At 70.3% G+C, this 26,697-nt stretch carries 25 protein-coding genes and 2 riboswitches; of the genes, 13 read left to right on the plus strand and 12 right to left on the minus strand.

Annotated elements, in window-relative coordinates; all coding sequences use genetic code 11:
- Positions 1 to 33 precede the first annotated feature (33 nt).
- Complete coding sequence (locus FB384_RS11555; RefSeq protein WP_183782568.1) at positions 34 to 789, plus strand: GntR family transcriptional regulator; 756 nt, start codon at positions 34 to 36, stop codon at positions 787 to 789.
- Between the two features lie 247 nt (positions 790 to 1,036).
- Positions 1,037 to 2,014, plus strand: coding sequence for an ICP22 family protein (locus FB384_RS11560; protein ID WP_183782570.1), 978 nt, complete (start codon positions 1,037 to 1,039; stop codon positions 2,012 to 2,014).
- A gap of 275 nt (positions 2,015 to 2,289) precedes the next feature.
- On the opposite strand, the gene thiE is transcribed toward FB384_RS11560, so the two are convergent.
- Positions 2,290 to 2,940, minus strand: coding sequence for a thiamine phosphate synthase (gene thiE / locus FB384_RS11565; protein WP_183782572.1), 651 nt, complete (start codon positions 2,938 to 2,940; stop codon positions 2,290 to 2,292).
- Positions 2,941 to 2,971: 31 nt separating this feature from the next.
- Positions 2,972 to 3,095: riboswitch (TPP riboswitch) on the plus strand.
- Here thiE and thiO point away from each other — a divergent pair.
- The 4 genes from thiO (at position 3,090) to FB384_RS11585 (ending at position 5,783) form a co-directional block, all read left to right on the plus strand.
- The gene (gene thiO, locus FB384_RS11570) at positions 3,090 to 4,244 is read left to right on the plus strand and encodes a glycine oxidase ThiO (protein WP_183782574.1); all 1,155 of its coding nucleotides are present in this window, start codon (positions 3,090 to 3,092) and stop codon (positions 4,242 to 4,244) included. (Overlaps the previous riboswitch by 6 nt.)
- Positions 4,241 to 4,441, plus strand: a complete 201-nt coding sequence (gene thiS / locus FB384_RS11575) for a sulfur carrier protein ThiS (RefSeq protein WP_183782576.1) — start codon at positions 4,241 to 4,243, stop codon at positions 4,439 to 4,441. Before thiO ends, thiS begins: the two co-directional genes overlap by 4 nt.
- A gap of 16 nt (positions 4,442 to 4,457) precedes the next feature.
- The gene (gene thiG, locus FB384_RS11580) at positions 4,458 to 5,237 is read left to right on the plus strand and encodes a thiazole synthase (RefSeq protein ID WP_307876803.1); all 780 of its coding nucleotides are present in this window, start codon (positions 4,458 to 4,460) and stop codon (positions 5,235 to 5,237) included.
- Positions 5,238 to 5,348: 111 nt separating this feature from the next.
- Positions 5,349 to 5,783 (plus strand): MarR family winged helix-turn-helix transcriptional regulator, encoded by a 435-nt coding sequence (locus FB384_RS11585; protein ID WP_183782579.1) that lies wholly within the window; start codon positions 5,349 to 5,351, stop codon positions 5,781 to 5,783.
- A gap of 230 nt (positions 5,784 to 6,013) precedes the next feature.
- Here FB384_RS11585 and FB384_RS11590 read toward each other — a convergent pair whose 3' ends face one another.
- From FB384_RS11590 to FB384_RS11600, 3 genes are read right to left on the minus strand one after another with little or no spacing between them, the layout of a single operon-like run.
- Entirely contained in the window at positions 6,014 to 7,672 is a 1,659-nt protein-coding gene (locus FB384_RS11590) for an amidohydrolase (protein WP_183782583.1), read from the minus strand.
- A complete protein-coding gene (locus FB384_RS11595) occupies positions 7,669 to 8,997 on the minus strand; it encodes an MFS transporter (protein WP_183782585.1) in 1,329 nt (442 codons plus the stop codon). The genes FB384_RS11590 and FB384_RS11595 overlap by 4 nt, the downstream gene beginning before the upstream one ends.
- Positions 8,987 to 9,532, minus strand: coding sequence for a DUF5943 domain-containing protein (locus FB384_RS11600; RefSeq protein WP_183782587.1), 546 nt, complete (start codon positions 9,530 to 9,532; stop codon positions 8,987 to 8,989). Before FB384_RS11600 ends, FB384_RS11595 begins: the two co-directional genes overlap by 11 nt.
- 89 nt (positions 9,533 to 9,621) lie before the next feature.
- Between FB384_RS11600 and FB384_RS11605 the strand changes: the two genes are divergently transcribed.
- Positions 9,622 to 10,386: a GntR family transcriptional regulator gene (locus FB384_RS11605; protein WP_183782589.1), complete on the plus strand. Its 765-nt coding sequence runs from the start codon at positions 9,622 to 9,624 to the stop codon at positions 10,384 to 10,386.
- A gap of 248 nt (positions 10,387 to 10,634) precedes the next feature.
- On the opposite strand, the gene thiD (FB384_RS11610) is transcribed toward FB384_RS11605, so the two are convergent.
- Entirely contained in the window at positions 10,635 to 11,474 is an 840-nt protein-coding gene (thiD, locus tag FB384_RS11610) for a bifunctional hydroxymethylpyrimidine kinase/phosphomethylpyrimidine kinase (RefSeq protein ID WP_183782591.1), read from the minus strand.
- A 119-nt stretch (positions 11,475 to 11,593) separates the two neighbouring features.
- Here thiD (FB384_RS11610) and FB384_RS11615 point away from each other — a divergent pair, with 119 nt between their 5' ends.
- Both FB384_RS11615 and FB384_RS11620 read left to right on the plus strand, forming a co-directional pair.
- Positions 11,594 to 13,303: a PstS family phosphate ABC transporter substrate-binding protein gene (locus tag FB384_RS11615; protein ID WP_183782593.1), complete on the plus strand. Its 1,710-nt coding sequence runs from the start codon at positions 11,594 to 11,596 to the stop codon at positions 13,301 to 13,303.
- A 204-nt stretch (positions 13,304 to 13,507) separates the two neighbouring features.
- Positions 13,508 to 14,761: a phosphodiester glycosidase family protein gene (locus tag FB384_RS11620; protein WP_183782594.1), complete on the plus strand. Its 1,254-nt coding sequence runs from the start codon at positions 13,508 to 13,510 to the stop codon at positions 14,759 to 14,761.
- A gap of 135 nt (positions 14,762 to 14,896) precedes the next feature.
- Here FB384_RS11620 and thiD (FB384_RS11625) read toward each other — a convergent pair whose 3' ends face one another.
- The 3 genes from thiD (FB384_RS11625) to FB384_RS11635 all read right to left on the minus strand — a co-directional run bounded on the left by thiD (FB384_RS11625) (position 14,897) and on the right by FB384_RS11635 (position 18,212).
- Positions 14,897 to 15,751: a bifunctional hydroxymethylpyrimidine kinase/phosphomethylpyrimidine kinase gene (thiD, locus tag FB384_RS11625; protein WP_183782596.1), complete on the minus strand. Its 855-nt coding sequence runs from the start codon at positions 15,749 to 15,751 to the stop codon at positions 14,897 to 14,899.
- Entirely contained in the window at positions 15,748 to 17,382 is a 1,635-nt protein-coding gene (thiC, locus tag FB384_RS11630) for a phosphomethylpyrimidine synthase ThiC (RefSeq protein ID WP_308216689.1), read from the minus strand. Before thiC ends, thiD (FB384_RS11625) begins: the two co-directional genes overlap by 4 nt.
- A gap of 23 nt (positions 17,383 to 17,405) precedes the next feature.
- Positions 17,406 to 17,527, minus strand: a riboswitch (TPP riboswitch).
- 127 nt (positions 17,528 to 17,654) lie between these two features.
- A complete protein-coding gene (locus tag FB384_RS11635; protein ID WP_183782600.1) occupies positions 17,655 to 18,212 on the minus strand; it encodes a peptide deformylase in 558 nt (185 codons plus the stop codon).
- A gap of 388 nt (positions 18,213 to 18,600) precedes the next feature.
- Here FB384_RS11635 and FB384_RS11640 point away from each other — a divergent pair, with 388 nt between their 5' ends.
- Both FB384_RS11640 and FB384_RS11645 read left to right on the plus strand, forming a co-directional pair.
- On the plus strand, positions 18,601 to 18,924 hold the full coding sequence (locus tag FB384_RS11640; protein ID WP_183782602.1) for a DUF3263 domain-containing protein: 324 nt from the start codon (positions 18,601 to 18,603) through the stop codon (positions 18,922 to 18,924).
- Positions 18,921 to 19,640, plus strand: coding sequence for a LytR C-terminal domain-containing protein (locus FB384_RS11645; protein ID WP_183782604.1), 720 nt, complete (start codon positions 18,921 to 18,923; stop codon positions 19,638 to 19,640). The genes FB384_RS11640 and FB384_RS11645 overlap by 4 nt, the downstream gene beginning before the upstream one ends.
- Before the next feature lie 41 nt (positions 19,641 to 19,681).
- On the opposite strand, the gene FB384_RS11650 is transcribed toward FB384_RS11645, so the two are convergent.
- The 4 genes from FB384_RS11650 to moeA form a co-directional block, all read right to left on the minus strand.
- Positions 19,682 to 22,006, minus strand: coding sequence for an AAA family ATPase (locus tag FB384_RS11650; protein ID WP_323985201.1), 2,325 nt, complete (start codon positions 22,004 to 22,006; stop codon positions 19,682 to 19,684).
- A 162-nt stretch (positions 22,007 to 22,168) separates the two neighbouring features.
- On the minus strand, positions 22,169 to 23,152 hold the full coding sequence (gene pssA / locus FB384_RS11655) for a CDP-diacylglycerol--serine O-phosphatidyltransferase (protein WP_183782606.1): 984 nt from the start codon (positions 23,150 to 23,152) through the stop codon (positions 22,169 to 22,171).
- Between the two features lie 6 nt (positions 23,153 to 23,158).
- Positions 23,159 to 23,905 (minus strand): phosphatidylserine decarboxylase, encoded by a 747-nt coding sequence (locus FB384_RS11660; RefSeq protein WP_183782608.1) that lies wholly within the window; start codon positions 23,903 to 23,905, stop codon positions 23,159 to 23,161.
- 104 nt (positions 23,906 to 24,009) lie between these two features.
- A complete protein-coding gene (gene moeA / locus FB384_RS11665) occupies positions 24,010 to 25,215 on the minus strand; it encodes a molybdopterin molybdotransferase MoeA (protein WP_258937125.1) in 1,206 nt (401 codons plus the stop codon).
- Between the two features lie 95 nt (positions 25,216 to 25,310).
- Between moeA and FB384_RS11670 the strand changes: the two genes are divergently transcribed.
- Complete coding sequence (locus FB384_RS11670; protein ID WP_183782612.1) at positions 25,311 to 25,988, plus strand: TIGR00266 family protein; 678 nt, start codon at positions 25,311 to 25,313, stop codon at positions 25,986 to 25,988.
- 2 nt (positions 25,989 to 25,990) lie between these two features.
- Complete coding sequence (locus tag FB384_RS11675) at positions 25,991 to 26,584, plus strand: AIM24 family protein (protein WP_183782614.1); 594 nt, start codon at positions 25,991 to 25,993, stop codon at positions 26,582 to 26,584.
- The last annotated feature ends 113 nt before the right edge of the window (positions 26,585 to 26,697 follow it).

A 26,697-nucleotide genomic window follows, 5' to 3' on the forward strand; every position in this document is an offset into this window, starting at 1 on the left:
GGCGTTTCGGGGCGCTGGAGTGGAGGAGTCGCCATGTTGGAGGTTTCCGGAGCCAAGGGCGGTACGGCAACCGTCGCACGAGGAGGACGGGAGCCGAAGTACTGGGCTCTCAAGCAGCATCTGCTGGATCAGCTGGATTCGCTACCCCCGGGGGCACCGATCCCCACGGAGCGTGCGCTCGCCGGCGAGTTCCACGTCTCCCGCACGACGGTCCGGCAGGCGCTGGCGGACCTGACCGCGGAGGGCAGGCTGCATCGGGTGCAGGGCAAGGGCACGTTCGCCGCTGAGCCGAAGGTGGCGCAGCGGCTGCAGCTCTCGTCCTACACCGAGGACATGCTGGCGCAGGGGCTGGAACCCTCGTCGCAGTTGCTCGAGGTGGACGAGGTGTTCGCGGAGGGTGACCTGCCGAAACTGCTCGGTATCCGTACCGGCGCGAAGGTGCTGTTGTTGCGGAGGCTGCGGCTCGCCGACGACGAGCCGATGGCACTCGAGACGACACATCTTCCGCTTGCGCGGTTCCGCGGGCTGAAGCGGCAGATGATCGAGGGCGGGTCGCTGTACGAGGCGCTCGCCGAGCGGTACGGCGTCGAGATGGACCGGGCCGAGGAGACGATCGAGACCTCGCTCGCCGGTCCGGAGGAGGCCGAACTGCTGGGCGCCGACGTCGGTGTCCCGGTGCTGCTGCTGAACCGGCAGACGTTCGGTTCCGACGGCAAGCCGGTCGAGTTCGTCCGGTCGATCTATCGCGGTGATCGCTACAAGTTCGTCACCACCCTCACGAGGCCGTAGCCGGTCGCGGTGCTTCACCGTGGCTTTACCGTCCTATGTGGACGTCGGCAGGGTGTCCGCGCTCACGCGAATAGTTCTCGCTTTTCCGAAACGACGGGACCACCGAATGCGATGCATTGGGTAAGGGCGAGGGATGTGAGCGCGGACCAGAGGGGCTATGACCGACGACGACAGGATTCACGAAGACAGCAGAGCACGGAGAGTCGGACAGGGGGGCGCGGCAGGCCGCGGTGCCGCGGACGGCACGGTGCCACGCGCCGCGGCAGGCGGTGCGGCAGCCGACGGCGGTGCTAGGGCAGCCGACGGTACTGCAGCCGACCGTGCTGCAGCCGACGTCGGCAATGCGGCGGGCGAGGAGAAGGAGAAGTCCGGGCTGCGGCCCGCTCCGGTCATCGCGGGCGGGATCGCGGCGACTACGGCGGCCTTCCTGTGCTCGTTCTTCGGCGTGTACGGGACGGTCATCGGTGCGGGCGCGATCAGCGTGCTGAGCACCGTCGGCAGCGAGCTGTACCTGCGTTCGATCCGCCGTTCCAGGGAGGCCGCGCGCAAGGCGAAGGCCAAGGCCGCGGCGCTCGCCGAGGCGAAGACCGGAGGCCGGGCGCGGGGCCGCACCGCGGTGTTGCGCTTGCCCGCGACGCAGCAGGGCTCGACGGCGGGGCCGACGACGCGCAGGATCCTGTCGAACGCGGACCAGCCCACCGACCGGCTCCCCGTCGGCAGCCTCACGGCTGTGCAACGGGCGGACGCTGACGCGGACCCGGCGTCGGAAAGGTCGAACGGGATGCGCGACCTGCTCCGGCGGCGATGGCCGGTGCTGGCAGCGACCAGCGTCGTGGTGTTCGGCATCGGAATGCTGGTGCTCACCGGTTTCGAGCTGGCCACGGGCGGTTCGCTGAACGGTCAGGGGCGCAGCACGGTCGGTGCGATCGTCGGCGACCGCGGTCCGTCCGATTCCGAGGACGGCGTCAGGGACGGACGCGACGGCGACGCGCCCGCGACGACGGACGATCGCGCTCCCGTCGAGTCGCAGGATCCCACCGGCGAGGCCACTCCCACCGAGGAGGCGCCGCAGCCTTCGGAGGAACAGGAAGGTCAGCAGCCGGGCGAGGACCGGCCGACCGAGGAGCCGGAGCCGACCGACGAGCCGACGGATGTCGAGGAACCGGCGGACACGCCCGAGCAGCCCGCCGAACCCGAAGGGGACGAGGCGACGCCTGCACCCTGACCGGCACACCTGACCGCCGCGCCTCACCGGTGCCCGCCGTCGGCAGCAGGAGACGCGCGGGGACAACACGCGCGAGGAGGCAGCCCCGCGTCGGAACGGCGTGTCCTGCGCCCGGCCGGGCGCAGGACACGCGGTGCCGAGTGCAGGACACGCGGTGCCGAGTGCAGGACACGCGGTGCCGAGTGCAGGACACGCGGTGCCGAGTGCAGGACACGCGGTGCCGAGTGCAGGACACGCGGTGCCGAGTGCAGGACACGCGGGGCGGTCCCGGAGGACTACAGCAGCGAGGCGCGAAGGGTGGCTGCGGCCGACCGCGGGTCGTCGGCGTCGGTGATGGCACGCACCACGACGGCGCGGTCGGCGCCCGCGGTCCGTACCTCCGGCATGCGCTCGGCGTCGATACCACCGATCGCGAACCACGGTCGTTGCGAGTCGACCGTGTCCGCCACGTCCCGCACCAGATCGAGTCCCGGAGCGCTGCGGCCCGGTTTCGTCGGGGTCGGCCAGCACGGGCCCACACAGAAGTAGTCGACGCCCGGCTCCGACGCCGCTGCGCGAGCCTGGTCGAGCGAGTGTGTCGACCGGCCGATCACGGTGTCCTCGCCCACGACGCGGCGGGCGTGCGTCACCGGGAGGTCGTCCTGACCGAGGTGCAGCACGTCCGCTCCCGCCGCCAGCGCGATGTCGGCACGGTCGTTGACGGCCAGCAGCGCACCGCGGCGGGCGCAGACCTCGGCGAGCGTTTCGAGCGCGGCGAGTTCGTCGGCCGCCTCCATCGCGGGCTTCTCGCGCAGCTGGATGATGTCGACGCCGCCCGCGAGCGCCGCATCGGCGAACTCCGCGAGGTCGGGGCGCATCGGTGTGCACAGGTACAACCGCGCGTCGGAGAGGCGCGCGCGAATCCGATCACCGCTCAGGCCGGGCATGGCATCACGGTAGCGCGCCGCGGTAGGTTGGTGGTGTCCGCACGGGAGCCCTGCCGGGCTGAGAGGGAGCACCGGGCCGAGTCGCATCGGCGCTGACTCCGACCGTGGAACCTGATCCGGATCATGCCGGCGCAGGGAGCGTGAATCGTATGTCCGAGTTCGCCGTTCCGGCCTCGGTCGCAGGCGCGACCGAGGTGGCCGTGGTGGGAGGCGGGGTCGTCGGCCTCGCCGTCGCGTGGCGGGCCGTGTCCGCCGGGCACCGCGTGACGTTGTTCGATCCGGCGCCGGAACGCGCTGCCTCGCGGGTCGCGGGCGGCATGCTGGCGCCGGTGACCGAGGCGTGGCCCGGTGAGGAGGACGTGCTGGAGCTCGGCGAGGAGTCGCTGCGGCGTTGGCCCGCGTTCGCAGGGGAGCTGACGGCCTGCGGGCACGATCCGGCCCTTTCGACGTCCGGTACGGTCGTCGCCGCCTTCGACCGCGCCGACGCCGAAACCCTGCACACGCTCGCCGGTTACCTGCACGAGCTGGGCCGCGAGGCGACGTACGTGCCCGCGCGACAGCTGCGGCGGATCGAACCGGGCCTTGCGGGTGCGGTCACCGGAGGGCTCGTCGTACCCGGCGACCTCGCGGTCGACACCCGTCGCCTGCTGGCTGCGTTGCACGACGGCGCGGCGTCCCGTGGTGCGGTGACGGTGCCGGAGGAGGTCGTCGCAGTCGAGCCGGGTGTGGTGCGCACCGCGCGCGGCGAGTACCCGGCCGGGGCGATCGTGGTGGCCGCGGGCGCGTGGAGCCGGTCGCTGCTGCCGGACGTCGGCGCGCACATCCGGCCGTTGAAGGGCGAGGTCCTTCGGCTGCGCTCGCGGCGAACGACGCTGCCACCGCCGAGCGGCACGCTTCGCGCGATGGTCGAGGGCGAGCCCGTCTACCTCGTCCCGCGCGGCCGCGGTGAATCCGCCGACGGCGATCTCGTGGTCGGCGCGACACAGTACGAGGCGGGATTCGACACGGCCGTCACCGCACGCGGCGTGCGGCGGCTGCTGGATGCCGCCGAGCGCGTGTTCCCCGGCATCGCGGAGTACGAACTCGTCGAGACCGCTGCGGGCCTGCGCGCGGGCAGCGCCGACAATCTTCCGCTGCTGGGCGAGGTCGCCGACGGGGTGTACGCCGCGACCGGTCACCACCGCGGCGGGCTGCTGCTCGCGCCCGTCACGGCGGACGCCGTCGTCGCGTGGCTCGCCGGTGGCGAACCGCCGCCCGGGGTCGCGGCGGCCCATCCCGATCGTGTGAAGGAGCGGGTGTCATGAACATCCAGGTCAACGGCGAGGCCCGCGAGTTGCCCGACGACAGCACCGTCGCGGGCGTGCTCGCCGCGCTGGACGTGCCCGAACAGGGCGTCGCCGTGGCCGTCGACGGAGTCGTGGTGCGCAGGGCCGAATGGCCCCGCACCGCCGTCGGCGACGGGGCGCACGTGGAGATCCTCACCGCCGTCCAGGGCGGTTGAGGGGACGGAGGCTGACATGACAGGCGATGCAGCAGGCGAGCCGACCGGCATGCTGGCGATCGGCGATCACAAGTTCACCTCGAGGCTGGTCATCGGCACCGGCGGGGCGGCGAACCTCGATGTTCTGGAACGCGCGCTCACCGCGTCGGGCACGGAGCTGACGACCGTCGCGATGCGCCGCGCCGATCTCGGCTCCGGTTCCGGGGTGCTGGACCTGTTGCGCAGGCTCGGCATCGCGGTGCTTCCCAACACCGCGGGTTGCCGTACCGCGGCCGAGGCGGTGCTGACGGCGCAGCTGGCGCGCGAGGCGCTCGGCACGGACCTGATCAAGCTCGAGGTTCACGCCGACGACCGCACCCTGCTGCCCGACCCGATCGAGACGGTCGACGCGGCTCAGCAGCTCACCGACGAGGGGTTCACGGTCCTCGCTTACACCAACGACGACCCGGTGACCGCCTTGCGGCTGGAGGAGGCGGGCTGCGCTGCCGTGATGCCGCTCGGTTCGCCCATCGGCACCGGCCTCGGCATCCGCAACCCGCACAACATCGAACTGATCGTCGCCCGCGCCGGCGTGCCCGTGGTCCTCGACGCCGGTATCGGCACGGCGTCCGATGCGACCCTGGCGATGGAACTCGGCTGCGACGCCGTGCTGCTGTCCACCGCCGTCACCCGTGCGCAGGATCCCGAGCGGATGGCGGCGGCGATGCGCGCGGGCGTCACCGCGGGCAGGCTCGCGCGCGAGGCGGGCCGGATTCCGCAGCGGTTCTGGGCGCAGGCGTCGAGCCCGCCGCGGTGAGGTGATCGCGTGCGGACGACTGAGCGGGACGGTTTCGGCGCCTCGTTCTCCTCGGTCGGGGGCGGGGAACGTATGGTGAACGCCCACTCGTGTGCGATCGAAGGAGCGTAGGTGACCACGCCGAACGATGTCCCGCATCGGCTGTTCCTGTCCATCGGGCGGCTGTCGCGAGCACTGCGGCAGGCCGGCGCGCCTGGGCCCGGCCACGGCGCGATCTCCGCGATGGCCACGCTCGACGTCCACGGTCCGCTCCGTCTCGGTGACCTCGCGTTGAAAGAGGGCGTCGCCGCGGCCACCATGTCGCGGATCGTGGCCACCCTCGTCGAGTCCGGTTTCGTGGCCCGCGAGCCCGACCCGATCGACCGCCGCGCCTGGCTCGCCGAGCTCACCGACGAAGGCAGGCGCACGCTCCACGACGTCCAGTCGGTGCGGATCAGGGAGCTGTGCGCCCGCATCGACCGCCTGTCCGACGACCGCAGGGCCGCCCTCGAGGCAGCGCTCCCGGCGTTGGAAGCCCTCCTGGACGAGGAATCCGACCCGACATAGCACCGCGTGTCCTGCGCTCAGCACCGCGTGTCCTGCGCCCGGGAGTCGTTGTCGCCGGGGTGGATCGCCGCCCAGCGGAGGATGGCTGCGTGGCGTCGGATTCGGCGTTCGACGTCGCGGTTGGTTGATCCGGGCCGGGGGCGTTCCATGACCCGCCCGCGGCGCAGCACGATGAATCCGGGTTGAGCTGACTCGCGACAGTCTGACTCGCGACAGTCTGACTCGCGACACTAGGCCTTGTGCAGCACTCCGGAACGGGCGGTGCCCCAGATCGGGATGTCGCGCAGTTCCGCCGGATTCACCTCGTAGGGGTTTTCCTCGAGGATGGCGAAGTCGGCGAACTTGCCGGGTTCGAGGCTGCCCGCGGTGCGTTCCATGCCCAGAATGTGCGCGGCATCAACGGTGATCGCGCGGAGTGCGCGGTCGACGCCGATGCGTTCGCCGGGTGCGAGCACCGTCTCGCCGTCCGCACCGAGCCGGTTGACGGCGACCCACGCCGCGGTCAACGGATGCATCGGGACCGGGACCAGTGAGAAGTCCGAGTGCAGCGCGAAGGTCACCCCCTCGCGTTCGAGCGAGCCGAGACGCCCGACCGCTTCGGAACGGTCCGGGCCGTATCCCTCATGGCTGTGCACGTGGCTGCGGTAGTGCACGAAGTAGCAGTTGACGCTGGCCTGCGCACCGAGCGCCTTCACCCTGCGGGCTTGATCGGGTGTGCTGATGCAGTAGTGCTCGAGGGTGAACCGGTGGTCGAAACGCGGCTTGCTGTCCTGTAGTACCGACAACGCGTCGAGCGCGGCGTCGATGCTCTCGTCGCCGTTGGCGTGGCAGTGAATGGGAATTCCCGCTCGCCAGAACGGCTCCATGCGCTCGTGGAGCTGTTCCCACGGGACGTCGTTGCGCACACCGTTGCTGAGGTCGAGATAGCCGGGAAAGCGCACGCGCAGCGACATGGCCGGGAACGAACCGTCGGCGAGGAACTTGACGCCGCGGAAGAACAGCGTTTCGCTGTTGCGCGCGTACAGCTCGGCCAGGTGCTGCGCTGCCTTGTCGCCGTGCTGGTCGTGCAGTGTCATCTCGTAGGACACCAGGCCCATCCGCAACGGCGTTGCCGGATCGTTGAACGCGGCGTCGTGGATGCGCCACTCGTGTTCGGGGTCCGTCATCCCGAACAGCAGCTCCGCGGTGGTCGTGACACCCGCTCGCACAGCGACCTCGGCCAGGTCGCGCAGGCCTTGCTCGCCGGTGTCCTCGACCAGGTCGGCGGCGGATCGGCCGATCGCGGCCTTGTGCGCGGCGAACTCGACGAACTGGCCGTTCAGGCGTCCGTCGGGGTAGCGCCCGACCCCGTGCACGGCGCTGTCGGCGGAGACCTCCGTGGTGTCCAGTGCGGCGCTGTTGGCGTAGAGGTAGTGCGGCGCGTAGGAGATGATGAACACCGGCCGTTCCCTCACGATGCTGTCCAGCTCATCGCGGTGCAGATGACCGCCTTGGACGGCCGGGTCGAAGCCCCATGCGACCAACGTCTTGCCCGAGGGCAGGCGGGAGTCGAGGTCGCGCAGCTCCGCCATGACGCTTTCGCGCGTCGGGTGCCCTGGATTGGTTCCGCACGGTCCGGGCGAGTCGATCGGCCCCACGTACGGCACCCCGAGGTAGCCCGACGACAGCGCGAAGTGGGTGTGCGGGTCGATGAAACCCGGCATGATCACCTTGTCGCGCAGACTGTCGTCCACTTCGTATCCGTGGCGGTCGAGCCACGGCTTCATCGATTCGATGCTGCCGGTGGACAGCACCCGTCCGTCCATGACTGCCACCGCCGATGCGCTCGGCCGTCCCGGGTCCATGGTCAGGACTCGTTTGGCAGGGAAGACCGTGATCTTGGCACTCATGCGATGCTCCGTCCTCTCTCGTGGGATGCGGGCTCGGTGGCGGACAACGGGCGGCGCGAGGTCTCGGGCAGCGCCCATGCGGCGAACAGCGCGAACACCGCGGCGACCGCGAGGTAGTAGGCGGGGGCCAACGGGTTACCGGTGACCTCGATCAAGAAGGTCGCGAGGAACGGTGCCGTTCCGCCGAACAGCGCGTAGGCGAGGTTGTACGTGAGCGCAGAGGCCGTGTACCGCACGCGCGTCGGGAACAGTTCGACGAGCAGGACCGCGGTCACGACGTTGCATGACACGGCGCCCAATGCCAGCAGCAGCTGCCCGACGACCGCAGGTGCCAGCCCACTGTTGCCTGCCAGCATGAACGCCGGCAACACGCCGACGACCAACAGGCCCGAGGCGGCGAACATGGTCGCGCGCCTGCCGAACCGATCGGAGAAGCGGCCGACGAATGGGCACAACGCAGCCGCGAACATCAGCGCGAGCACGTTGGACAGCAATGTCATCGAGGCGCTGTGCCCGGCTGTGACCTTGAGATAGGTCGTCATGTACGTGGTGAACATGTAGAACGACAGCGCGGTGGTGGAGATGAAAAGGCCGAGCTTGGCCATGGTGGGCCCGTGCGACCGCACGGCCTCTCGCAGGGGCGCTGCCGCGACCGTCTCGTTCTCGGTGACCTGCTGGAAGTCCGGCGTTTCGTCGAGCCGCTGCCGGATGTAGAAGCCGCAGACGCCCAACGGCGCGGCGATGAGGAACGGGACGCGCCAGCCCCATTCGGTCATGGCTTCCGCGCCGAGCCAGCTACTGAAGGCGAAGGACACGACGGCTGCGGTGCCGAACGCCGTGAAGGTGCTCACGGGCAGGAAGCTGGAGTACCAAGCGCGTCTGCCCCGGTGGCAGTGCTCGAGCACGAAGGCGCAGGCGCCGGCGTACTCGCCGCCGGTGGAGAATCCCTGCACGCAGCGGACGAGAACAAGCAAGATCGGTGCGACGATCCCGATCGTGCTGTAGGTGGGCAACAGCCCCAGCACGACCGTTGCTCCGGCCATGAGCAGGACCGTGATGGCCAGCGTCCGCTTGCGGCCGATGCGGTCACCCAACGCGCCGAAGTACGCGCCGCCGATGGGCCGCAGTGCGAAGGCCACGGCGAAGGCGGCGAAGGTCTGGAGCAGACCGGCGGTGGAGTCACCGCTCGGGAAGAAGTTGGTGGCGATCTCGGTGGCCAGGAAGCCGTAGAGCGCGAAGTCGAACCACTCGACGAAGTTTCCGATGGAGGCCGCGCGGATGACCTTGCGGACCGTTTGCGCGTCAGGGACGTCTTTACTTGTCATGGCACCTTCCAGATCCGTCGCTGGTGAACAGGCACTCCTCGGCGTTGACGCCGCACCGGATCTCGTGGACCGGCACGATTTCGGATTCGCCCGAGGCGTACTGCAGCGCGCCCTCGAACCACGCCTCGAACAGGTAGCACGCCCGATCGACGGAACGGCTCGAGCCGTCGACGGGAAGTAGGGCGGAATGCCGCACCCGCACGCTCAGGTCGCCTCGCGAGGGGTCGAGCGCGTCGATCTCGAAACGCCCCCAGCCACGACGGCTCAGGCGATCGAGGTAGTGCTGCACGATCGCGGTGCCGGAAAGGCCCAGTCGCGCCGACTCGTGCGCGCACCAGTGCCACGCCGATCGCCGACCGGCGTCCCGGAACAGCTGGGCGGATTCGTCCCGGCCGAGCCGCTGTTCGACGGCGTCCATGTTGTTCACGAGCAGGTGCTGCGGAACCAGCACCATGGGCAGTCCGTCGACGCTCCACTTTCCGGTTTCGCGGTCTACATCGACTGGAACCGGCAGTTCGATCGCCTCGTTTTGCATGCAGAGATAATACAAAGCGTCTACGGCGGGTCAAGAGTTCGAAGCCGATGTGCCAGGATGGTTACGTGGGACGGCGACAGCGGACACAAATGGAACGGGCGTACACCGAGATCAAGGCGCGGTACATGACCCTGCGCCTCGCGCCCGGCGAGTGGGTCGACGACGTGCAGCTCAGCCAGGAGCTGGGACTCAGCCGCACCCCGGCCCGCGAAGCGCTGTTTCTGCTCGCCTCTGAAGGCCTCATCCAGGCTCACCCCGGTGGCGGATTCACAGTGCGACCGATGGACATCTCCGGCATCAGCAACTTCTTCGAAGCCAACATCGTCACGGCGAAGGCCATCGCCCAGCTGGTCGCCAACCGAGTGACCGCCGCCGAGCTCGCCGAGCTGCGCGAAGCGGACGCGCTCGTCAACGACGCGATCCGGCGCAGGTCCGCGCCGGACATCGCCGAATCCAATGCCGCCCTGCACAACCTCGAAGCGCGCATCGCCCGCAACGAGTACCTCGCCGTGCTCGCCGCGCGCATCCACGACGAGGGGCAGCGGCTGGGATATCTGGCGTTCGGCGGTGCGGAGGACTGGAATTCCAACCGCCTCGACGACCACTTCGCGAGAGTGAGCCACGATCACTCCGCGCTCATCGACGCTTACGAGAACCGGGACCCCGGAACCGCCGAGAAGATCGCGGTCGGCCACGTCCGCCTCTTCCGCGAACGAATCCTCACCTACATCGCCTCCAGCGGCACCGACAAGCTGGACGTCACCGGCGATCTGATGACCTCGGTCCGGCTCGACGCCGCCAACGCACGAGATGCGGTCAACGACGACGGCACCCCGTGCGAGGTGGGCGTGTAGCAGAGGCGAACATCGACGAACCTGAGCCTTCAGGTGCGCGTGTCCTGCACTCAGCACCGCGTGTCCTGCGCCCGGGTCCCGTGTAGCGCCCGCCCGTCGCCCACCGCCGCCCATCCGAGTGGTGCCGGTGCGAGTGGACAGGGCGATCGTGGCGCAGGCGAACAACCGCTCGTGCGCAGATCCGGGCTCGTGTTGCAGGTCCGGGGCCCGTGCCTGCCCGTCCGTCGCGGTGCCGCCGTGTCGGCGAGTCAGACCCCCGGGGCGAACTCCTCCGGTGCGAGACGCCAGAATGCCGACACGGGGCCGATCTTCGCGCCCATCGGGTACGAGTGCTCGACCGCTTTGGTGACGAACGCCTTGGCGAACCGGGCGGCGTCGACCATCGACATGCCGCGCGCGAGCCCGGCCGTCAACGCCGAGGCCATCGCGTCGCCCGCGCCGTGCGTGTGTGGGGTGTCGTGCCGCGGGCCCGGCAGCTCGACGAACTCGGACCCGTCGTAGAGCAGGTCGACGCATTCGCTGTCCCGCACCAGGTGGCCGCTCTTGACCAGCACGTACCGCGGCCCGAGATCGTGCAGCGCGAGCGCGGCGTCGCGCATCTGCGCCCTGCCGGTGACGTCCATGCCGGTCAGCAACCGGACCTCGTCGAGGTTCGGAGTGAGCACCGTCGCGCGGGGCAGCAGCCGCTGACGCAGCGCGGTGAGGCCGCCTTCGTCGAACAGCGGATGGCCCGTCATCGACGCCGCGACCGGGTCGACGACGAACGGCACGCGGGCGTCGCGGCCGATCCCCGCGTCGTCGCAGGCGTCGGCGACCTCGTGGATGATCTCGGCCGACGCCAGCATGCCCGTTTTCGCGGCGTCGACACCCATGTCGCCGGCCACGGCGGCGATCTGTCCCGACACGATGCGTGCGGGGATGTCGGCCCGGTCGTGGACGCCCAGCGTGTTCTGCACCGTCACGGCCGTCACGGCGACGAGCCCGTGTACTCCGCACGTCAGGAACGTGCGCAGGTCGGACTGCAGTCCCGCGGCGCCGCCGGAGTCGGAGCCCGCGATCGTCAGCGCGGCAGGAGGTCGGGTGGTCATCCCTCCAGTGTCGCCTCCGCCTTCCGGATCAGGCCAGTGGGCGTCGGTATGAACACAGCGTGAACGATCGGTTCTGACGGGTCATCGGCGGCCGTGCCTCCTCGTACTCTGCCAACACCATGAAAATCGCGGAGACGCTGCAGACCGTCGCCTCGGTGCTGGGGTCGGACCAGGGTCTGCTGGTCATGTTGGTGCTGTCCGTGCTCGCGATCGCGGCGCCCTTCGCGGACCGCCACCTGATCCGCCGCAAACGCCTGTCGTACCGGGTGCTGTACAACTCGAAGCTCGGGGTGAGTCCCGACCTGGACGACGGGGACGTCTTCGGTGAGATTCCGCCCGGTGCCGACGCGGGCATGCACGAGCTCGCCGACAAGATGAGCCGGATGACGAGCGTCGTCGTGCGCCTGCGCAACGCGGGGATCGAGGACATCCGCTCGGAGGATCTGAGCAAGCATCCGCTGACGCTGGAGTTCGGTGGCCGGGTCATCTGGAACGCGCGGATCTCGGATCCCAGCGTGGAGACGCACCGGCTCGCGCACAAGCGGAGCCTGACCTTCCTGCCGGAGACGAAGGCCGCGCCCGCACGCGGTGGCGACGTGTCCCCCGCGAATCTCGAGGAGGTGCGGACCACGTCGCGGCGCAAGCTGTGGCCGCGCCGGCGGGACGACGAAGAACAGTCCGCCGAGCCGAAACCGGAAACTCCACAGTGGACTCGCATCGAGTTGCACGACTTCTCGTTGCAGCGTAAGGAACAACTGAAGATCGCGGTCGTCCTGCGGGAACCCGGTGATACGGGCGAGCTCACCAAGGGCTTCGACGTGCAGGGGCAGCTGGACGGTGGCCGGATCGTCGACGAGAGCGACCAGGCGGGCGTGACGTGGCCCCGCGCTGCCGCGATGGTCGGCCTGCTGCTGGTGGGCGTGCTGTTGGCGACGTTGCTCGCCAACGCGTCGAAGCCCGCCGCGGACCCCGCGGTGGCATGCGGCGACGGCGAGCTGACCGTGGTGGGCTCGAGCGCGTTCACACCCGCCGTCGAGAACATCGCCGAGGCATACGCGGCGGCGTGCCCCGGCTCGGCGATCACGACCAGGCCGACCGGCAGCAACGCCGGCGTGCGCGAGCTGATGAGCGACGACGTCCGGCCCGGTTCCACCGTCGCGCTGTCCGACGGGCTGGCCCGTCACGAGAGCGAGCAGCTGGAGGCGAACCCGCTCGCGGTGATCGTGTACACGCTCGTGGTCGACGAGTCCGTCGGCATCGACGAGTTGACCACGCAGCAGGTTCGCGGCATCTACACCGGCAGGTACCGCGACTGGGACGAACTCCGCCCCGGCCCGTCGGTGCCGATCCGGATCGTTGGCCGCGGCGGCGAATCCGGTTCGCGGACGACGTTCGAACAGCGCGTGCTGGGCAGGTCGGAGGGGCCGTTGACGTCCGACAGCTGCGACGGCGCCGACCGCGTCGCCGAGGCCGACATCGTGCGGTGCGAACGCGGCAGTGAACGCATCGTCCTCGACGAAGTGGCCAGTACCCGAGGAGCCATCGGCTACGTGGACGTCCCTTCGGCGAACGAAGCCCGCTCCGAGGGGCGCGCCCTCAGCGTCGTCGAACTGGACGGTGGATACCCCGATCCCGGCAACATTCCGGACGGCTATCCGTTCTGGACCATCGAGTACCTCTACACGAAGGGCGAGGCCGACCGGACGTCCCTGCAGTCCGGATTCCTCGAGTACCTGCGCAGTGGCACCGCGCGCGACGAGCTGCACAGTGCGGGTTACGTGCCGTGTGTGCGCAAGGACGGCAGGCTCCACGCCCTGTGTCGGTGGTAGAACCCGGCGCCTGCGCTCACGGGCTACGCCGATCGGCCGAATGCAGGTGCCTGCGGCCGTACGCTGCGGCGGTGAAAGGTGGCGACCTTGGCGCAACCGAACCGATCGCGTCGCCGGCGCTGAGCGGGTTCGTTCACCGGCGCTTCAGCGGGCCGCCCGATGACGATCACATGCGCGGTGTCGGGCGCTGCCAGTCTTCCTGCCATGACCCCATTACGGCAGGTGCCCCGGTCCCTCGTTTCCGTCTCCACAGCGTGTGCGGTGTTGCTCGGCGGTGTCGCCGTCCCGCCCGCCGCCACGGCCGCCGTCCCCGCAACCGCATTCGACAATCCTGCGACCACGGCGCAGTCCGGCACCGTGCTCGCTCCCGGCGTGACCCACCGGCCGTTCACGGTCGAGACCACCGCAGGCGCCGTGCAGGGCCACGTGCTGACGGTCGACGTGCTGAAAGCGCGCCTCGGCCTGCTGCACCCCGACGCGGTCGCGCAGCGCGACGAGATCCCCGACATGGCGGGCGCCCAGGACGCGCTCGCGGGCGTGAACGGCGACTTCTTCAACATCAGCGACTCGCACGAGGGCGTCGAGCCGACGGGGTCGTCGGTCGGTCCCGCGATCACCGGCGGCGACGCGCTCAAGGGTGCGGTGCCCGACGGTCAGCGGTTCGGCCCCGCGTTGCCCGACGGCACCTCGACACGGGACGTGTTCGGCATGGGCGTCGACCGCAGGGTTCGGATGTCTACATTGGACGTCACCGGAACGGTCCGCACCGCCGACGGAGCCTTCGACGTCGACGGCATGAACCAGTACGCACTGCCCGAGAACGGCGTCGGCGTGTACACCACGGATTGGGGGCCGATGAGCAGGGTGCGTCCCACGTGCGGCACCGACACCGACCGGCAGGCACCCTGCAGCGACGAGACCGAGGAGGTGGTCGTACAGGACGGTGTCGTCATCGCCGAACGGGACGAACCCGGAGAAGGCCGGATCCCGGCCGACGCGACCGTGCTGGTGGGCCGCGAGGACGGAGCGGACCGGCTCGAGGCGCTCGACGAGGGCGACCGAGTGCTGGTGCGGTCCGGTTTGGACGCCGATGAGCCCGTGCCACCGTTCGAGTTCGCCGTGGGCGGCTATCCGATCCTGCGTGACGGCGCGCCGCTTCCCGGGCTCGACACGTCCGTGCTCGCCCCTCGGACGGCTGCCGGGGTGAGCTCCGACGGCCGCACCGCCTACCTCACCGTCGTCGACGGCCGATCGGCCGAGAGCGCAGGAATGACCGTCGCCGAACTCGCCGACCTGCTGCGGTCGTTCGGCGCCGTCGACGGCGTCAACCTGGACGGCGGCGGGTCCTCGACGTTCGTCACCCGCGAGCCGGGCGACCGGCAGGCGATCGTGCGCAACGTGCCCTCCGACGGCAAGCCCAGGGCGGTCGCCAACGGCGTGGGCGTGTTCCCGCGCTGAGCCGAACACAAGCACCGGAGTCCGCAGCACCCCCCATCAAGTGCTGTCGCGCGTCAGCGCGTTGATGAAGGGTGGCGGTCCGGCGACGGGTGGGCGCAACACGGGCCCCGGGGAACGCAACACGGGCGCAGGTGATCAGTCCTCGCCGGCCAACCGCCAGAACGGGGAGACCGGTCCGATGCCGCCGCCCAGCGGGTAGGCCTCGGCGACGCAGCGTTCGATGAACCGCTTTCCCTCTTCGACGGCCGTGGGCACATCGGCGCCCTTCGCGAGTTCCGCCGTGACGGCCGAGGCGAGGGTGTCCCCACCGCCGTGCGTGTGCGGGGTGTCGTGTCGCGGCCCGTCGAGCTCCAGGTGCGTCGTGCCGTCGGAGAGCAGGTCCACGCAGCGTGGCCCGCTGTCGTGTCCGCCCTTGACCAGCACCCACCTCGGCCCGAGCGCCAGCAAAGCCTCGGCCGCGGCGTGCCTGCTCCCGGCGTCGGTGACCTCGACACCGGTCAGCAGGCGGACCTCGTCGAGGTTGGGAGTCACGAGCGTGGCGCGGGGCAACAGCTCGGTGCGGATCGCCTCCAGGGCTTCCTCACGCAGCAGTGGGTCGCCGTGCATCGAGGCGGCCACCGGATCGACGACGAAGGGCACGTCCGAGTCACCGCCGATCCCGACGTCGCCGAGGGTTTTCGCCACGGCCGTGATGATCTCCGCGGTGGCGAGCATCCCGGTCTTGGCTGCATCGGCGCCCATGTCACCGGTCACGGCCCGGATCTGCGCGGTGACGACGTTCGACGGGATCTCGGTGAAATCCTCGACGCCGAGCGAGTTCTGCACGGTAACGGCCGTGACCGCGGTCATGCCGTGCACGCCACAGGCGAAGAACGTCCGCAGGTCCGCCTGGATGCCGGCGCCGCCGCCGGAGTCGGAGCCTGCGATCGTGAGCGCCGTCGGCGGCGGTGCTTTCGCGCCTGCCGCTTCCGGAGGACCGCCGGTGCTCATTCCGCCACCGGTAGGTAGACCCGGCCGCCGCGGGAGCTGAACTCCTCGGACTTCTCCCGCATGCCCTCCTCGATGGCCTCCACAGAGGACAGGCCGTGTTCCTCGGCGTAGGCCCGGATGTCCTGGGTGATACGCATCGAGCAGAACTTCGGCCCGCACATCGAGCAGAAGTGCGCGGTCTTCGCGGGCTCGGCGGGAAGGGTCTCGTCGTGGTAGGCCCGCGCGGTGTCCGGGTCGAGGGACAGGTTGAACTGGTCGATCCAGCGGAACTCGAACCGCGCCTTCGACAGCGCGTCGTCCCGCTCCTGCGCTCGCGGATGCCCCTTGGCCAGGTCCGCGGAGTGCGCCGCGATCTTGTACGTGATGACGCCGGTCTTCACGTCGTCGCGGTTCGGCAGGCCCAGGTGCTCCTTCGGCGTGACGTAACACAGCATCGCGGTGCCGTGCCGGGCGATCTCGGCCGCGCCGATCGCCGACGTGATGTGGTCGTAGGCGGGCGCGATGTCCGTCGCGAGTGGACCGAGCGTGTAGAACGGCGCCTCGCCGCAGAGCTTCTCCTCGAGCTCGACGTTCTCCTTGATCTTGTCCATCGGTACGTGGCCGGGGCCTTCGATCATCACCTGCACGCCGTGGTCACGGGCGATGTGGGTCAGTTCGCCGAGTGTCTCCAACTCGGCGAACTGCGCGCGATCGTTGGCGTCGGCGATCGAACCGGGACGCAGTCCGTCACCGAGGGAGAACGTCACGTCGTAGGACCGCAGGATCTCGCACAGCTCGGAGAAACGTGTGTACAGGAACGACTCGCGGTGGTGGGCCAGGCACCACGCCGCCATGATCGAACCGCCGCGGGAGACGATGCCCGTCACTCGCTGGGCCGTCAGCGGGACGTAGCGCAGCAGCACTCCCGCGTGGACGGTCATGTAGTCCACGCCCTGTTCGCACTGCTCGATGATCGTGTCGCGGTAGAGCTCCCACGTCAGCTTCTCGGGCTCGCCGTCGACCTTCTCGAGAGCCTGGTAGATCGGAACGGTTCCGACCGGAACCGGTGAGTTACGCAGGATCCACTCGCGCGTCTCGTGGATCCGTTTCCCCGTCGACAGGTCCATGATCGTGTCGGCACCCCAGCGGGTCGCCCACACCATCTTCTCGACCTCTTCCTCGACCGAAGACGTCACGGCCGAGTTGCCCAGGTTGGCGTTGACCTTCACGAGGAAGTTCTTACCGATGATCATCGGCTCGGCCTCGGGATGCTTGCGGCTGACCGGAATCACGGCGCGCCCGGAGGCGACTTCGGACCGGACGAACTCGGCTGTCACGCCCTCACGGACCGCGATGAACTCCATCTCGGGCGTGACCACGCCATCGCGTGCCCATTCGAGCTGGGTGCGGTGCTCCGACGACCAGCCGCGACGCAACGGGTAAAGTCCATTGTGGACGTCGATGTCGGCGTCGGAATCGGTGTACGGGCCGGAGGTGTCGTAGACGTCGAAGTGCTCACCGTTCGTCAGTGCGATGCGGCGCACCGGGACCTGCAGGCCGGACTCGGTGGGGGCGTACGCCTTGGCGGAGCCCTCGATCGGTCCCGTCGTGACGGCGGAACCGTTGACGGAGGAGTCCGTGGCGGCGGACACGGCGGAATTGTCGGAAACAGGCGTCGGCAACGACATTCACTCCCTACGCTGGCATTATCCAGTCAGGTTCGTGCGGTCGGCGACACCGGGTCGTACCCAGTCGCCCTCTCAGCCCGCCAAGGCGCGAGCTCCCGCGTTCGATGTATTTGTTCCGACAGCGACGATGCCACCATCGGCCGCGACAAGCAACAGGCGGGCGCCCGCGAATTCCGTCGCGAACGCCCGCCCTGCCGTGTCCGGGGAGGAAATCCCTGGGATTGCGGTACTTCCGGTCAGAGTTCCTTCGGGGGAAGCCAGCTGTTGCCTGCCGACGTCCAGTCGTTCTTCTTGAGCATCTTCTTCGCCGCGCGGGCGTGCCTGCCCGTGAGGCGGTCGAGGTAGATGTAACCGTCGAGGTGGTCCGTCTCGTGCTGCAGGCAGCGGGCGAAGTAGCCGGTGCCTTCGACCTCGACGGTGTTGCCGCCGGTGTCGAACCCGGTCACCTTCGCCCACGACGCGCGGCCCGTCGGGTACGCCTCGCCGGGCACGGACAGGCAGCCCTCCCAGTCGTCGTCCGGGTCCGGCATCGTCTCCGGGATCTCGGACGTCTCGAGCTTCGGGTTCACCACGACGCCCTTGTGCCGCACGCCTTCGTCGTCGGGGCAGTCGTACACGAACAAGCGGAGGTCGAGGCCGATCTGGTTCGCCGCCAGCCCGACGCCCTCGGCCGCGTACATCGTCTCGAACATGTCGTCGACGAGCGTGGCCAGCTTGTCGTCGTACTCCGTCACCTCGCGGGTGGGGTTGTGCAGTACGGGGTCACCGGCGATGACGATGGGATGGATGCTCACGTGCCCATTCAAGCAGTATCGCGTAGCGATTCCTTGAGGGGTTGGTGGCCGGGCGACGGGCGGGCCAGTATCGCGTAGCGACGCCTTGGAGGTGGGCGACGACCGGGCCGACGCCCGCCCCGGTGCCTCGAAGTGACTCCACGGCGGTCGGCCGGTGGGCGATGCCGCGGGGCATGCGGTGGGCGGGCCGGGCCCGTGGTGGGTCGACGGCGTGTCGTTGCTCACCGGCGACCATTCGCGACCGTTCCCGGCCGGGACTTCCGGCCGGGACTTCCGGCCGGGACGCGCCGGGGCCGGGTTACACCACTGACAGTGGTCTCGCGTGATCTAATGGCGGCTGCGGAAACCACATCCGTGTTATTCGCCGAGAACGCCTGCGAGGAGCCACATGGACGCCGCGGAGTCGACGGAGGGCAAGGGTAGATCGTCTTCGTCGGCGGATGATGCGCAGCCGGCCGAGGGGCTCACGGAGCGGGAGCGGGAAGTGCTCGCGTTCGAGCGGCAGTGGTGGAAGTACGCGGGCGCGAAGGAGCAGGGCATCCGTGAGTTGTTCGCGATGTCGCCGACGCGCTACTACCAGATTCTGAATCGACTTATCGACAAACAGGACGCCATGCGTGCCGACCCGATGCTGGTGAAGCGGCTGCGGAAGGCTCGCGCGTCGCGGCAGCGGGTGCGTGCAGCGCGCCGGTTGGGGATCGAGCTGTCATGAGCATCTTCGACGGTCTGTCCAGGCCCATGCGCGCCGCCGGACTCGGCCTGTTGGCGGTCGCGGTGATCGCGGCGGTGATCGGCGGTGTCACGCTGGTGACCGGTGGTGACGAACAGCCGACGGCGCAGGAGACGTCCGAGACGAACACGCCGGGTGATGGCGACGGCGGCCAGTCCGGCTCGCCGGACGAGCAGCGGCCCGATTCGGGAGACGGATCGGACGGCTCGGGCGACGGAGCCGACGGTGACGGTTCGGGTGACGAGTCCGGTGACTCCGCCGACGGTAACGGCAGTGACGGCGACGGCACCGACGACGGCGGCAGTGGCGACAACGGCGGCGGTGGCGCGGACGGAACCGCGGGCGGTTCGGACGGCTCCGGTGGCAATCGGGGCGGCGACGGGTCCGAGAACCAGAAGGTGAACGTCAAGGCCGTGGACGTGCGGGTGTACAACAACAGCACGATCAGTGGGCTGGCCCGTACGGCGGGTGACGACATGCGTGCCCAGGGTTGGAACGTCGTGGAGGAGGCCAACTACTCCGACGGCGTCATCCACGAGAGCACCGCGTACTTCCGCCCCGGCACCGATGAGGAGCACGCGGCGCGGGTGCTCGCCGACAGTCTCGGCATCAACGTCGCGAAGCGGTTCAAGGGCATCGAGGACTCGAGTCCGGGCGTCATCGTGATCGTGACGAAGGACTACGCGGACAACCGCTGACACGCTCAGGCTGGCACCGTCCTGGACGGTGCCGGGCGCGGTCACCGGTTCCGGGCGTATTCCTCCAGGTCGGCCAGCTGCTGCGGGTCGAGGGACGGCCGGACGACCGTACGGGCCTTGTCCAGGTGCGCCGCGGTGACCTCCGTGGCCTCGAGTGATTCGCGCATCGCCGTCAGTGCCGCTTCGCGGATCAGCGCCGAGCAGTCGGCCGCCGAGTAGCGTTCCAGCGATGCGGCGACGTCGGTGAGGTCGACGTCGTCGGCGAGCGGCGTGTTCTTGGCGGCCGACTGCAGGATGTCGGCGCGGGCCTCGGCGGTGGGCGGTGGCACGTAGATCTGCCGTTCCAGCCTGCCGGGCCGCAGCAACGCCGGGTCGACGAGTTCGGGCCGGTTCGTGGCGCCCAGCACGACGACGTCACGCAGCGGCTCCACACCGTCGAGCTCGGTCAGCAGCGCGGCGACGACGCGGTCGGCCACGCCGGAGTCACTGCCCTGGCCGCGGCGCGGTGCCAGCGCGTCGACCTCGTCGAGGAAGATCAGCGAGGGTGCCGCCTCTGCGGCACGGTGGAACAGCTCCCGCACCGACCGTTCCGATTCGCCGACGAACTTGTCCATCAGTTCGGCGCCCTTGACGGCGAACACGTTCAGCGCGCCCTCACCCGCGAGCGCGCGCACGAGGAAGGTCTTGCCGTTGCCGGGTGGTCCGTACAGCATCAGGCCGCGCGGCGGTGCGACGCCGAGCCGTGCGAACGAGTCCGGATAGCGAAGCGGCCACAGCACGGCCTCGGTGAGCGACTGCTTGATCTCTCCCATGCCGCCGACGTCGTCGAGCGTGAGCCCGCCGGTGGCCAGCGTGTCCGATTCGGACATCGAGATCGGACGGACGGAGGACAGGGCGTCGATCAGGTCCTGTTGCGCGATCGCGGGCCCGGAGTCACCGCTCGCGCTGTCGTCGCGCTGCCGCAGAGCGCCCCGGACGGCGGCGTCGCGGCGCAGCGCGAGCAGGTCGGCTGCGACGAAGCCCGGTGTCCGCTCGGCGATCGCCCCGAAATCCACATCGGATTCCACGGGGACGTCGCGGAACAGGATCCGCAGCAGTTCGGTGCGCACGCCGGCATCGGGCTGGGCGAGCGTGAGCTCGCGATCGAGCAGGTCGACGGCCAGCAGCCGCGGGTCGACCGATTCGGGGTGTGCCGTCGTGGCGACCAGCGCGAACCCCGGTTCGGCGAGGGCGTTGCGGATCCGGTCGAGCAGCACGGTCGCGACGGGCGGCTGCTGGTGGGCCGGAAGGAGCGCATCGACGTCGGTGAGCAGTAGGAGACCGGAACCGTCGCCGGACGTGACGGCGTCGACGGCCTGGGCCAGCCGGTTCAGTGCGGCGTCGGGTTCGAGGACCGCGAGCGTCGGCGCGGCGAGGGTCACGACCCGGACCTTCTCGGCGTGGGCGACGGACCGGGCCAGCGTCGCCTTGCCGACGCCTTCCGGTCCGGCGAGCAACACGCCGAGGCGTGCGGACGTGCCGAGTTTGGCGAGCAGGTCCGGCCGGTGGAAGGCGAGGTCGAACCATTCGGCGAGGGTGCGGGTGGCGGCGGAGTGTCCCGCGAGTTCGGACACGGGCACGGTGCCGGCATCGTCGGACGGTTCGGTGACGGCGATCTCGGCGACTTCGGGTTCGGCGGCCGCCGGGGTGGCCCCGGCCGCCGGCCGTGCCTGCGCCGGCTGTGACCGTGCCGGTTGTGCCTGCGACTGTGCCGTCGTTCCCGCCGCGTCGGTGACGGTGTCGGCGGCAGGCGTGGTCTCGTCGCCGCGCCAGCGGACGACCGTGGACTGGCCGACCACGACGGGGCCCGTCGCCGGTTCGGTGGCGGTGACGGTGAGCAGTTCCGTCGTCCACGTCGCGCCGACGGTGCGCGAGAGCGTGCCGCGGACCGCGGCGACGTCGGCTCCCGGCGGCGGGGACAGGTCCTGGGGGAGCAGCGACACCGCGTCGCCGACGGTCAGCACCTTGCCCGCAAGCGCTTGCCGCAGGGTCGTGGCGGTGAGCGACATCGTGGCGAGCCGGGACCCGGACACGGTGACGGTTCGCGCGACGGTCGCATCGCACGGTGCGACGACGACCTCCGAACCCTCCGTGACGCCGAGGTTCGACATCGTCACGTCGTCGGCCAGCACGACTCCGGGCACACCGTCGTCGGCTGGGGCGGCCAACGCGGCGCTGGCGCGTGCTCCGGTGAGCCGTACCGCGTCCCAGGCGCGCAAGCCGAGGGCGTCGAGCACTTCGGGGTGCATACGGACGACACCGCGGCGCGAGTCGAGCGCGGACGGGGTGTGCCGGACGGTGAGCGTGATCTGAGCCGAGGACGTCACAGCCGCCACTCTATGAGGAACGGACACCGGGCGCGCCGAGGACCGCCGATCTCGTCCGGCGGCCGGCGCCGATGTAGTGCCGCCCTTGGGGGAATTGATTGAGCCTTGGGGGAATTGATTGAGCACTGTCGCGCGGAGCGCGTCCGTCCGGGCCCGTCGGGCTCAGCGTTCGCGTTGGCGGAGCCCGATGCGTCGCCAGCCTCGTTTCCGTGACGAGGTGCGCGCCGGATCGGCGGGCGGGTACACCCGCGACACGTGTGACGTGGCCGTGCCGGTGCCGGGACTGCCGTCCGATCGCTGGACAGCCCGCCGTGCGGCACCGGCGACGCGGCGCAGTCGTGGCTTGCGCAGTCCGAGACGCCGCTGCCCGCGCAACCCCCTGCGCATGGCACGGCGTTCGCGCCCCGGCACGTCCCATGCCTCGGGGTGCGCGGCGAGCCAGTGGTAGCGGCGCACCGCGTACGGGATGTGAGCCAGGTACAGCACCAGCGCCGCCGCCAGCGCGATCAGCGGGTACTGGATGACCGCCGCCGCCAGCAGTCCGACACCCACCAGCAGCGGCGCGACCGCCTTCGCCGGTGCGCGCAGCTTCTTCAGCGACAGCGTGGGGATGCGGCTGATCAACAGTGCCGCCGTGGCGATCGTCCACACCCACACCACGGGCTGCGACGACCACCAACCGGTGCCGAACTCGAGCGTGACGATCACCGGCAGCAGCGCCGTCAGACCACCCGCGGGAGCGGGGACGCCGACGAAGAACTCGGCTGCGAACGGCGGTTGGTCCTCGTCGAGCAGGGTGTTGAACCGGGCCAGCCGCAGCACCATGCATACGGCGAAGATCAGCGCGACGACCCAACTGAACCGGGCGTCACCCGGCAGCCACACGTACAGCACCAGGGCGGGCGCCACGCCGAACGAGATCGCGTCGGACAGCGAGTCGAGCTCGGCTCCCATCTTCGACGACGCGTCGAGCAGTCGGGCGATGCGCCCGTCGAGGCTGTCGAGGATGGCGGCGACGCCGATGGCGCCGATGGCCAGCACGTAGGCGCCGGTCAGGGCGAACTGCACGGCGGAAAGCCCCGAGCACAGCGCGAGCACGGTGATGGCGTTCGGCAGCAGCCGGACGCCGGGAGTGGTCCGGGACATCACGGGTCAGTCCCTCGCAGCGGGGGCGGTTTCGGCGATGACGGTCTCGCCGCCGACGGTGCGCTGTCCTTCGCGGACGAGGACGCGGCTGCCCGGCGGCAGGTAGGTGTCGACGCGGGAGCCGAACCGGATCAGCCCGTAGGTCGCTCCGACGTCGTGCCGTTCGCCCTCGGCGACCTGGCACACGATGCGGCGCGCGACCAGCCCGGCGATCTGGGTGACGACGACGTCGTGGCCCGCGTCGGTGCGCAGCAGCAGCGAGTTGCGCTCGTTGTCCTCGCTGGCCTTGTCGAGGTCGGCGGACAGGAACGTGCCCGGCCGGTAGGCGGCCCGCTCCACGGTGCCGCTGACGGGCATGCGCTGCACGTGGACGTCGAACATGGACAGGAAGACGCTCACGCGGGTGCGCGGCTCGTCGGGCAGGCCGAGTTCGGCGGGCGGCACGGCCTCGGAGATCAGCGACACGGTGCCGTCCGCGGCCGCGACGACGAGGTCCTCGCGCTGCGGCGGCACCCGGTGCGGTTCGCGGAAGAACGCCGCCGTGGCGAGTGTGCCCAGCCCGGCGAGGACGCCGAGGCTCGCCGACACCTTGCGCAACGCGAGCGTCGCGGCGAGGCCGCCGAGTACGAACGGTCTGCCGGCCGGGTGCATCGGCGGCAGCGTTTCCCTGGTGATCGCTGCGGCGTGGCCGAGTGCCGCCGAAGCCTTGGAGGCTGCGGAGGCCGTGGACGCCGGTATGCCGTCGGAAGCCATGGTTCGGTCGTCTGTTCCGTTCGCGTAGGTGAACCTCGAACGCGACCACGCTACTCCGCTGGGGTAACGCACCGGTCGCCGCCTCACGTCCGCCCTCGCGCGCGTCACAGCAGCAGCACGTCCACCTCGGAGTCCGCGGGCGCTTCGGTGGTGTCCTCGTCGAGCACGATGAGGCAGTTGGCCTGCGACAGAGCCGCGAGCAGATGTGAAGCAGGGCCGCCACGGGGTCCGACCACTCCGGTCACGTCGCCGTCGGGGTGCGAGTAGTAGCCGCGGCGGAACTGGCGTTTGCCCTGCGGCGACGTGAGCGTCTCGAGCAGTCGCGCGCGTACCCGGGTGCGGTCCGGGTCGGCATGGCCGAGCGAGGACAGGATCGCGGGCCGCAGGAACGCCTCGAACGACACGAGCACGCTGACCGGGTTGCCGGGCAGCGTGACGACCGGGACGCCGTCCCACGTGCCGCATCCCTGAGGTCCGCCGGGTTGCACGGCGACCTTCGTGAACGTCACGCCCGCCCCGGTCAGGGTGTCCTTGACGACCTCGTAGGCGCCCGCGCTGACACCGCCGGAGGTGACGACGAGATCGACGTCGGCGAGCCGCGGTTCGATGGCCGCGCGGAAGCTGTCGACGTCGTCGGCGACGCTGCGCACCGTGGTCACCTCGCACCCCAGCGCCCGCAGCGCGCCGCCGAGCATGACGCTGTTGGACTCGTAGATCTGGCCGTGGGCGAGCGGCTGAGGGGGCAGCACCAGTTCCGTGCCCGTCGACACCACCAGGACCCGCGGTGGCACGAAAACCGCGAGGGTTTCTCTGCCGACGGCCGAGGCCAGGCCCAGCTGGGCGGGGCCGCACACGGTGCCGGCCTCGAGCGCGACGGTCCCCGCGGCGACGTCCTCGCCCGCGCGGCGCACGTGGGTGCCGGGCGCCGACTCGGCGTGGATCCGCACGCGGGTGGTGCCGCCGTCGGTGCGTTCGACCATCACCACGGTGTCGGCGCCGTCGGGCATGGGGGCGCCGGTCATGATGCGGTGCGCGGTGCCGGGCGGAAGCGCGGGGACGTCGGTCAGGCCGGCGGGGATGTCGACCCCGACGTCCAGTTCGACGGGTGCGTCCTCGCTCGCGCCCGCGACGTCGGCGGAGCGCACGGCGTAGCCGTCCATCGCGGAGTTGTCGAACGGCGGCAGCGACACCGGTGCCGCGACGTCCTCGGCCAGTACCAGTCCGGCGCACTCGGTGACGGGCCTGCTGACCGCGGGCCGCTTGCCCAGCAGTTCGGTCACCTGTGCGCGGTGTTCGTCGACGGAGATCACGCCGGTCATCCTCCTCGCCGATCGTGGCTGTGTCAGACTCTCCCCGCTCGGAACCCCTGGGAGGCGGAGTTCCGTGTCGCTCAGGGGAGGTTCTCGTGCAGGTACAGCTGCGGCACCAGCCGTCGTTCGCGGTCGGGCGCATCATGCTCGCCCCGGGCGAGCCCGTCCAGGCGGAGGCGGGTGCGATGGTCGCGACGAGTTACGGGGTGCAGGTCCAGGCGTCCACCCAGGGCGGCGTCATGAAGGGTCTCGGCCGGGCGGTGCTCGGCGGCGAGTCGATGTTCATCAGCACCTACACCGCGCCGCAGAACGGTGGCTGGGTCGACGTCGCGGCGAGCCTGCCCGGAGATCTGCAGGTGATCAACCTCGACGGCCGCGTGGGCTGGTGCATCACGCGCGGGTCGTGGATCGCCTCGGCCCACACCGTCAACCTGCAGACCCAGTGGGGCGGGTTCAGCCAGCTGTTCGGCGGCGAGGGCGGCTTCCTCACCTACGCGGCCGGCCAGGGACCGGTGATCGTGTCCTGCTACGGCGCGCTCGAGGTCGTCAACTTGCAGCCGGGGGAGATGATCACCATCGACTCGGGGCACGTCGTGGCCTACGCCGAGACGGTGCAGTCGCAGCTGCGCAAGGTCTCCGGCGGGATGGTGCAGAGCGTCAAGAGCGGTGAGGGGCTGGTCTTCGACTTCGCGGGCCCCGGACAGATCATGACCCAGACCCGCAATCCCTCGGCGCTGGCGCTGTGGGTCTGGCAGCAGTCGCCGGGGCGGTAGGCATGGAGGTCCACACCCGGCACACGCCGACGTTCGGTGTCGCCCGCATCGTGCTCGCCGACGGCGAGGCCGTGCAGGCACCGGCAAAGGCGATCATGGCGAGCAGTTTCGGCGTCTCGGTGTCCCGGCCCGCCCGTGGTGAGCCGACCGTGCTGACCGCGCCGGCGGGCGGCGGCTGGGTCGACCTCGCCCCCGAGGCGGCCGGCGACGTCTATCCGCTCGGTTTCGACGGGCGCAGCGGCTGGTGCGTGTCGACGGTGCCGGAGCCCCGGGTGCTCGCGCGTCCAGCGTCGATCCGCCGGGACGAGTCGTGGCCGGGACTGCAGCACCTGTTCGGCGGGGATCACGGCTTCCTCGAGCACTACAGCGGTGTGGGCTCGCTCGTGCTGAGCGCGAAGGGCCCCGTCGATCTGCTGAATCTCGACGCCGGCGAGATGATCACGGTACGGCCCGCGTTCCTCGTCGCCTATCCGGACACGATCCAGGTTCGGTTGCGGGCGCTCGATCCGGCGGGGCCACAGTCCGTGCGTACCGGGCAGGGACTGGCGCTCGATTTCGCGGGCCCCGGTACCGTTCTGGTCCAGGCCAGGCGCTGATTCTTACGGCGTTTCCGCAGACTCTCTCGCACTCCTTCTTTCGCCCGGCGACACCCGTTGTGGGCTATGTGGGTGAACACGATTTACCCGGATGTCACTCACCGCGTACATCG

This window comes from Prauserella sediminis (genome assembly GCF_014195435.1).
Classification (GTDB): Bacteria; Actinomycetota; Actinomycetes; order Mycobacteriales; family Pseudonocardiaceae; genus Prauserella; species Prauserella salsuginis.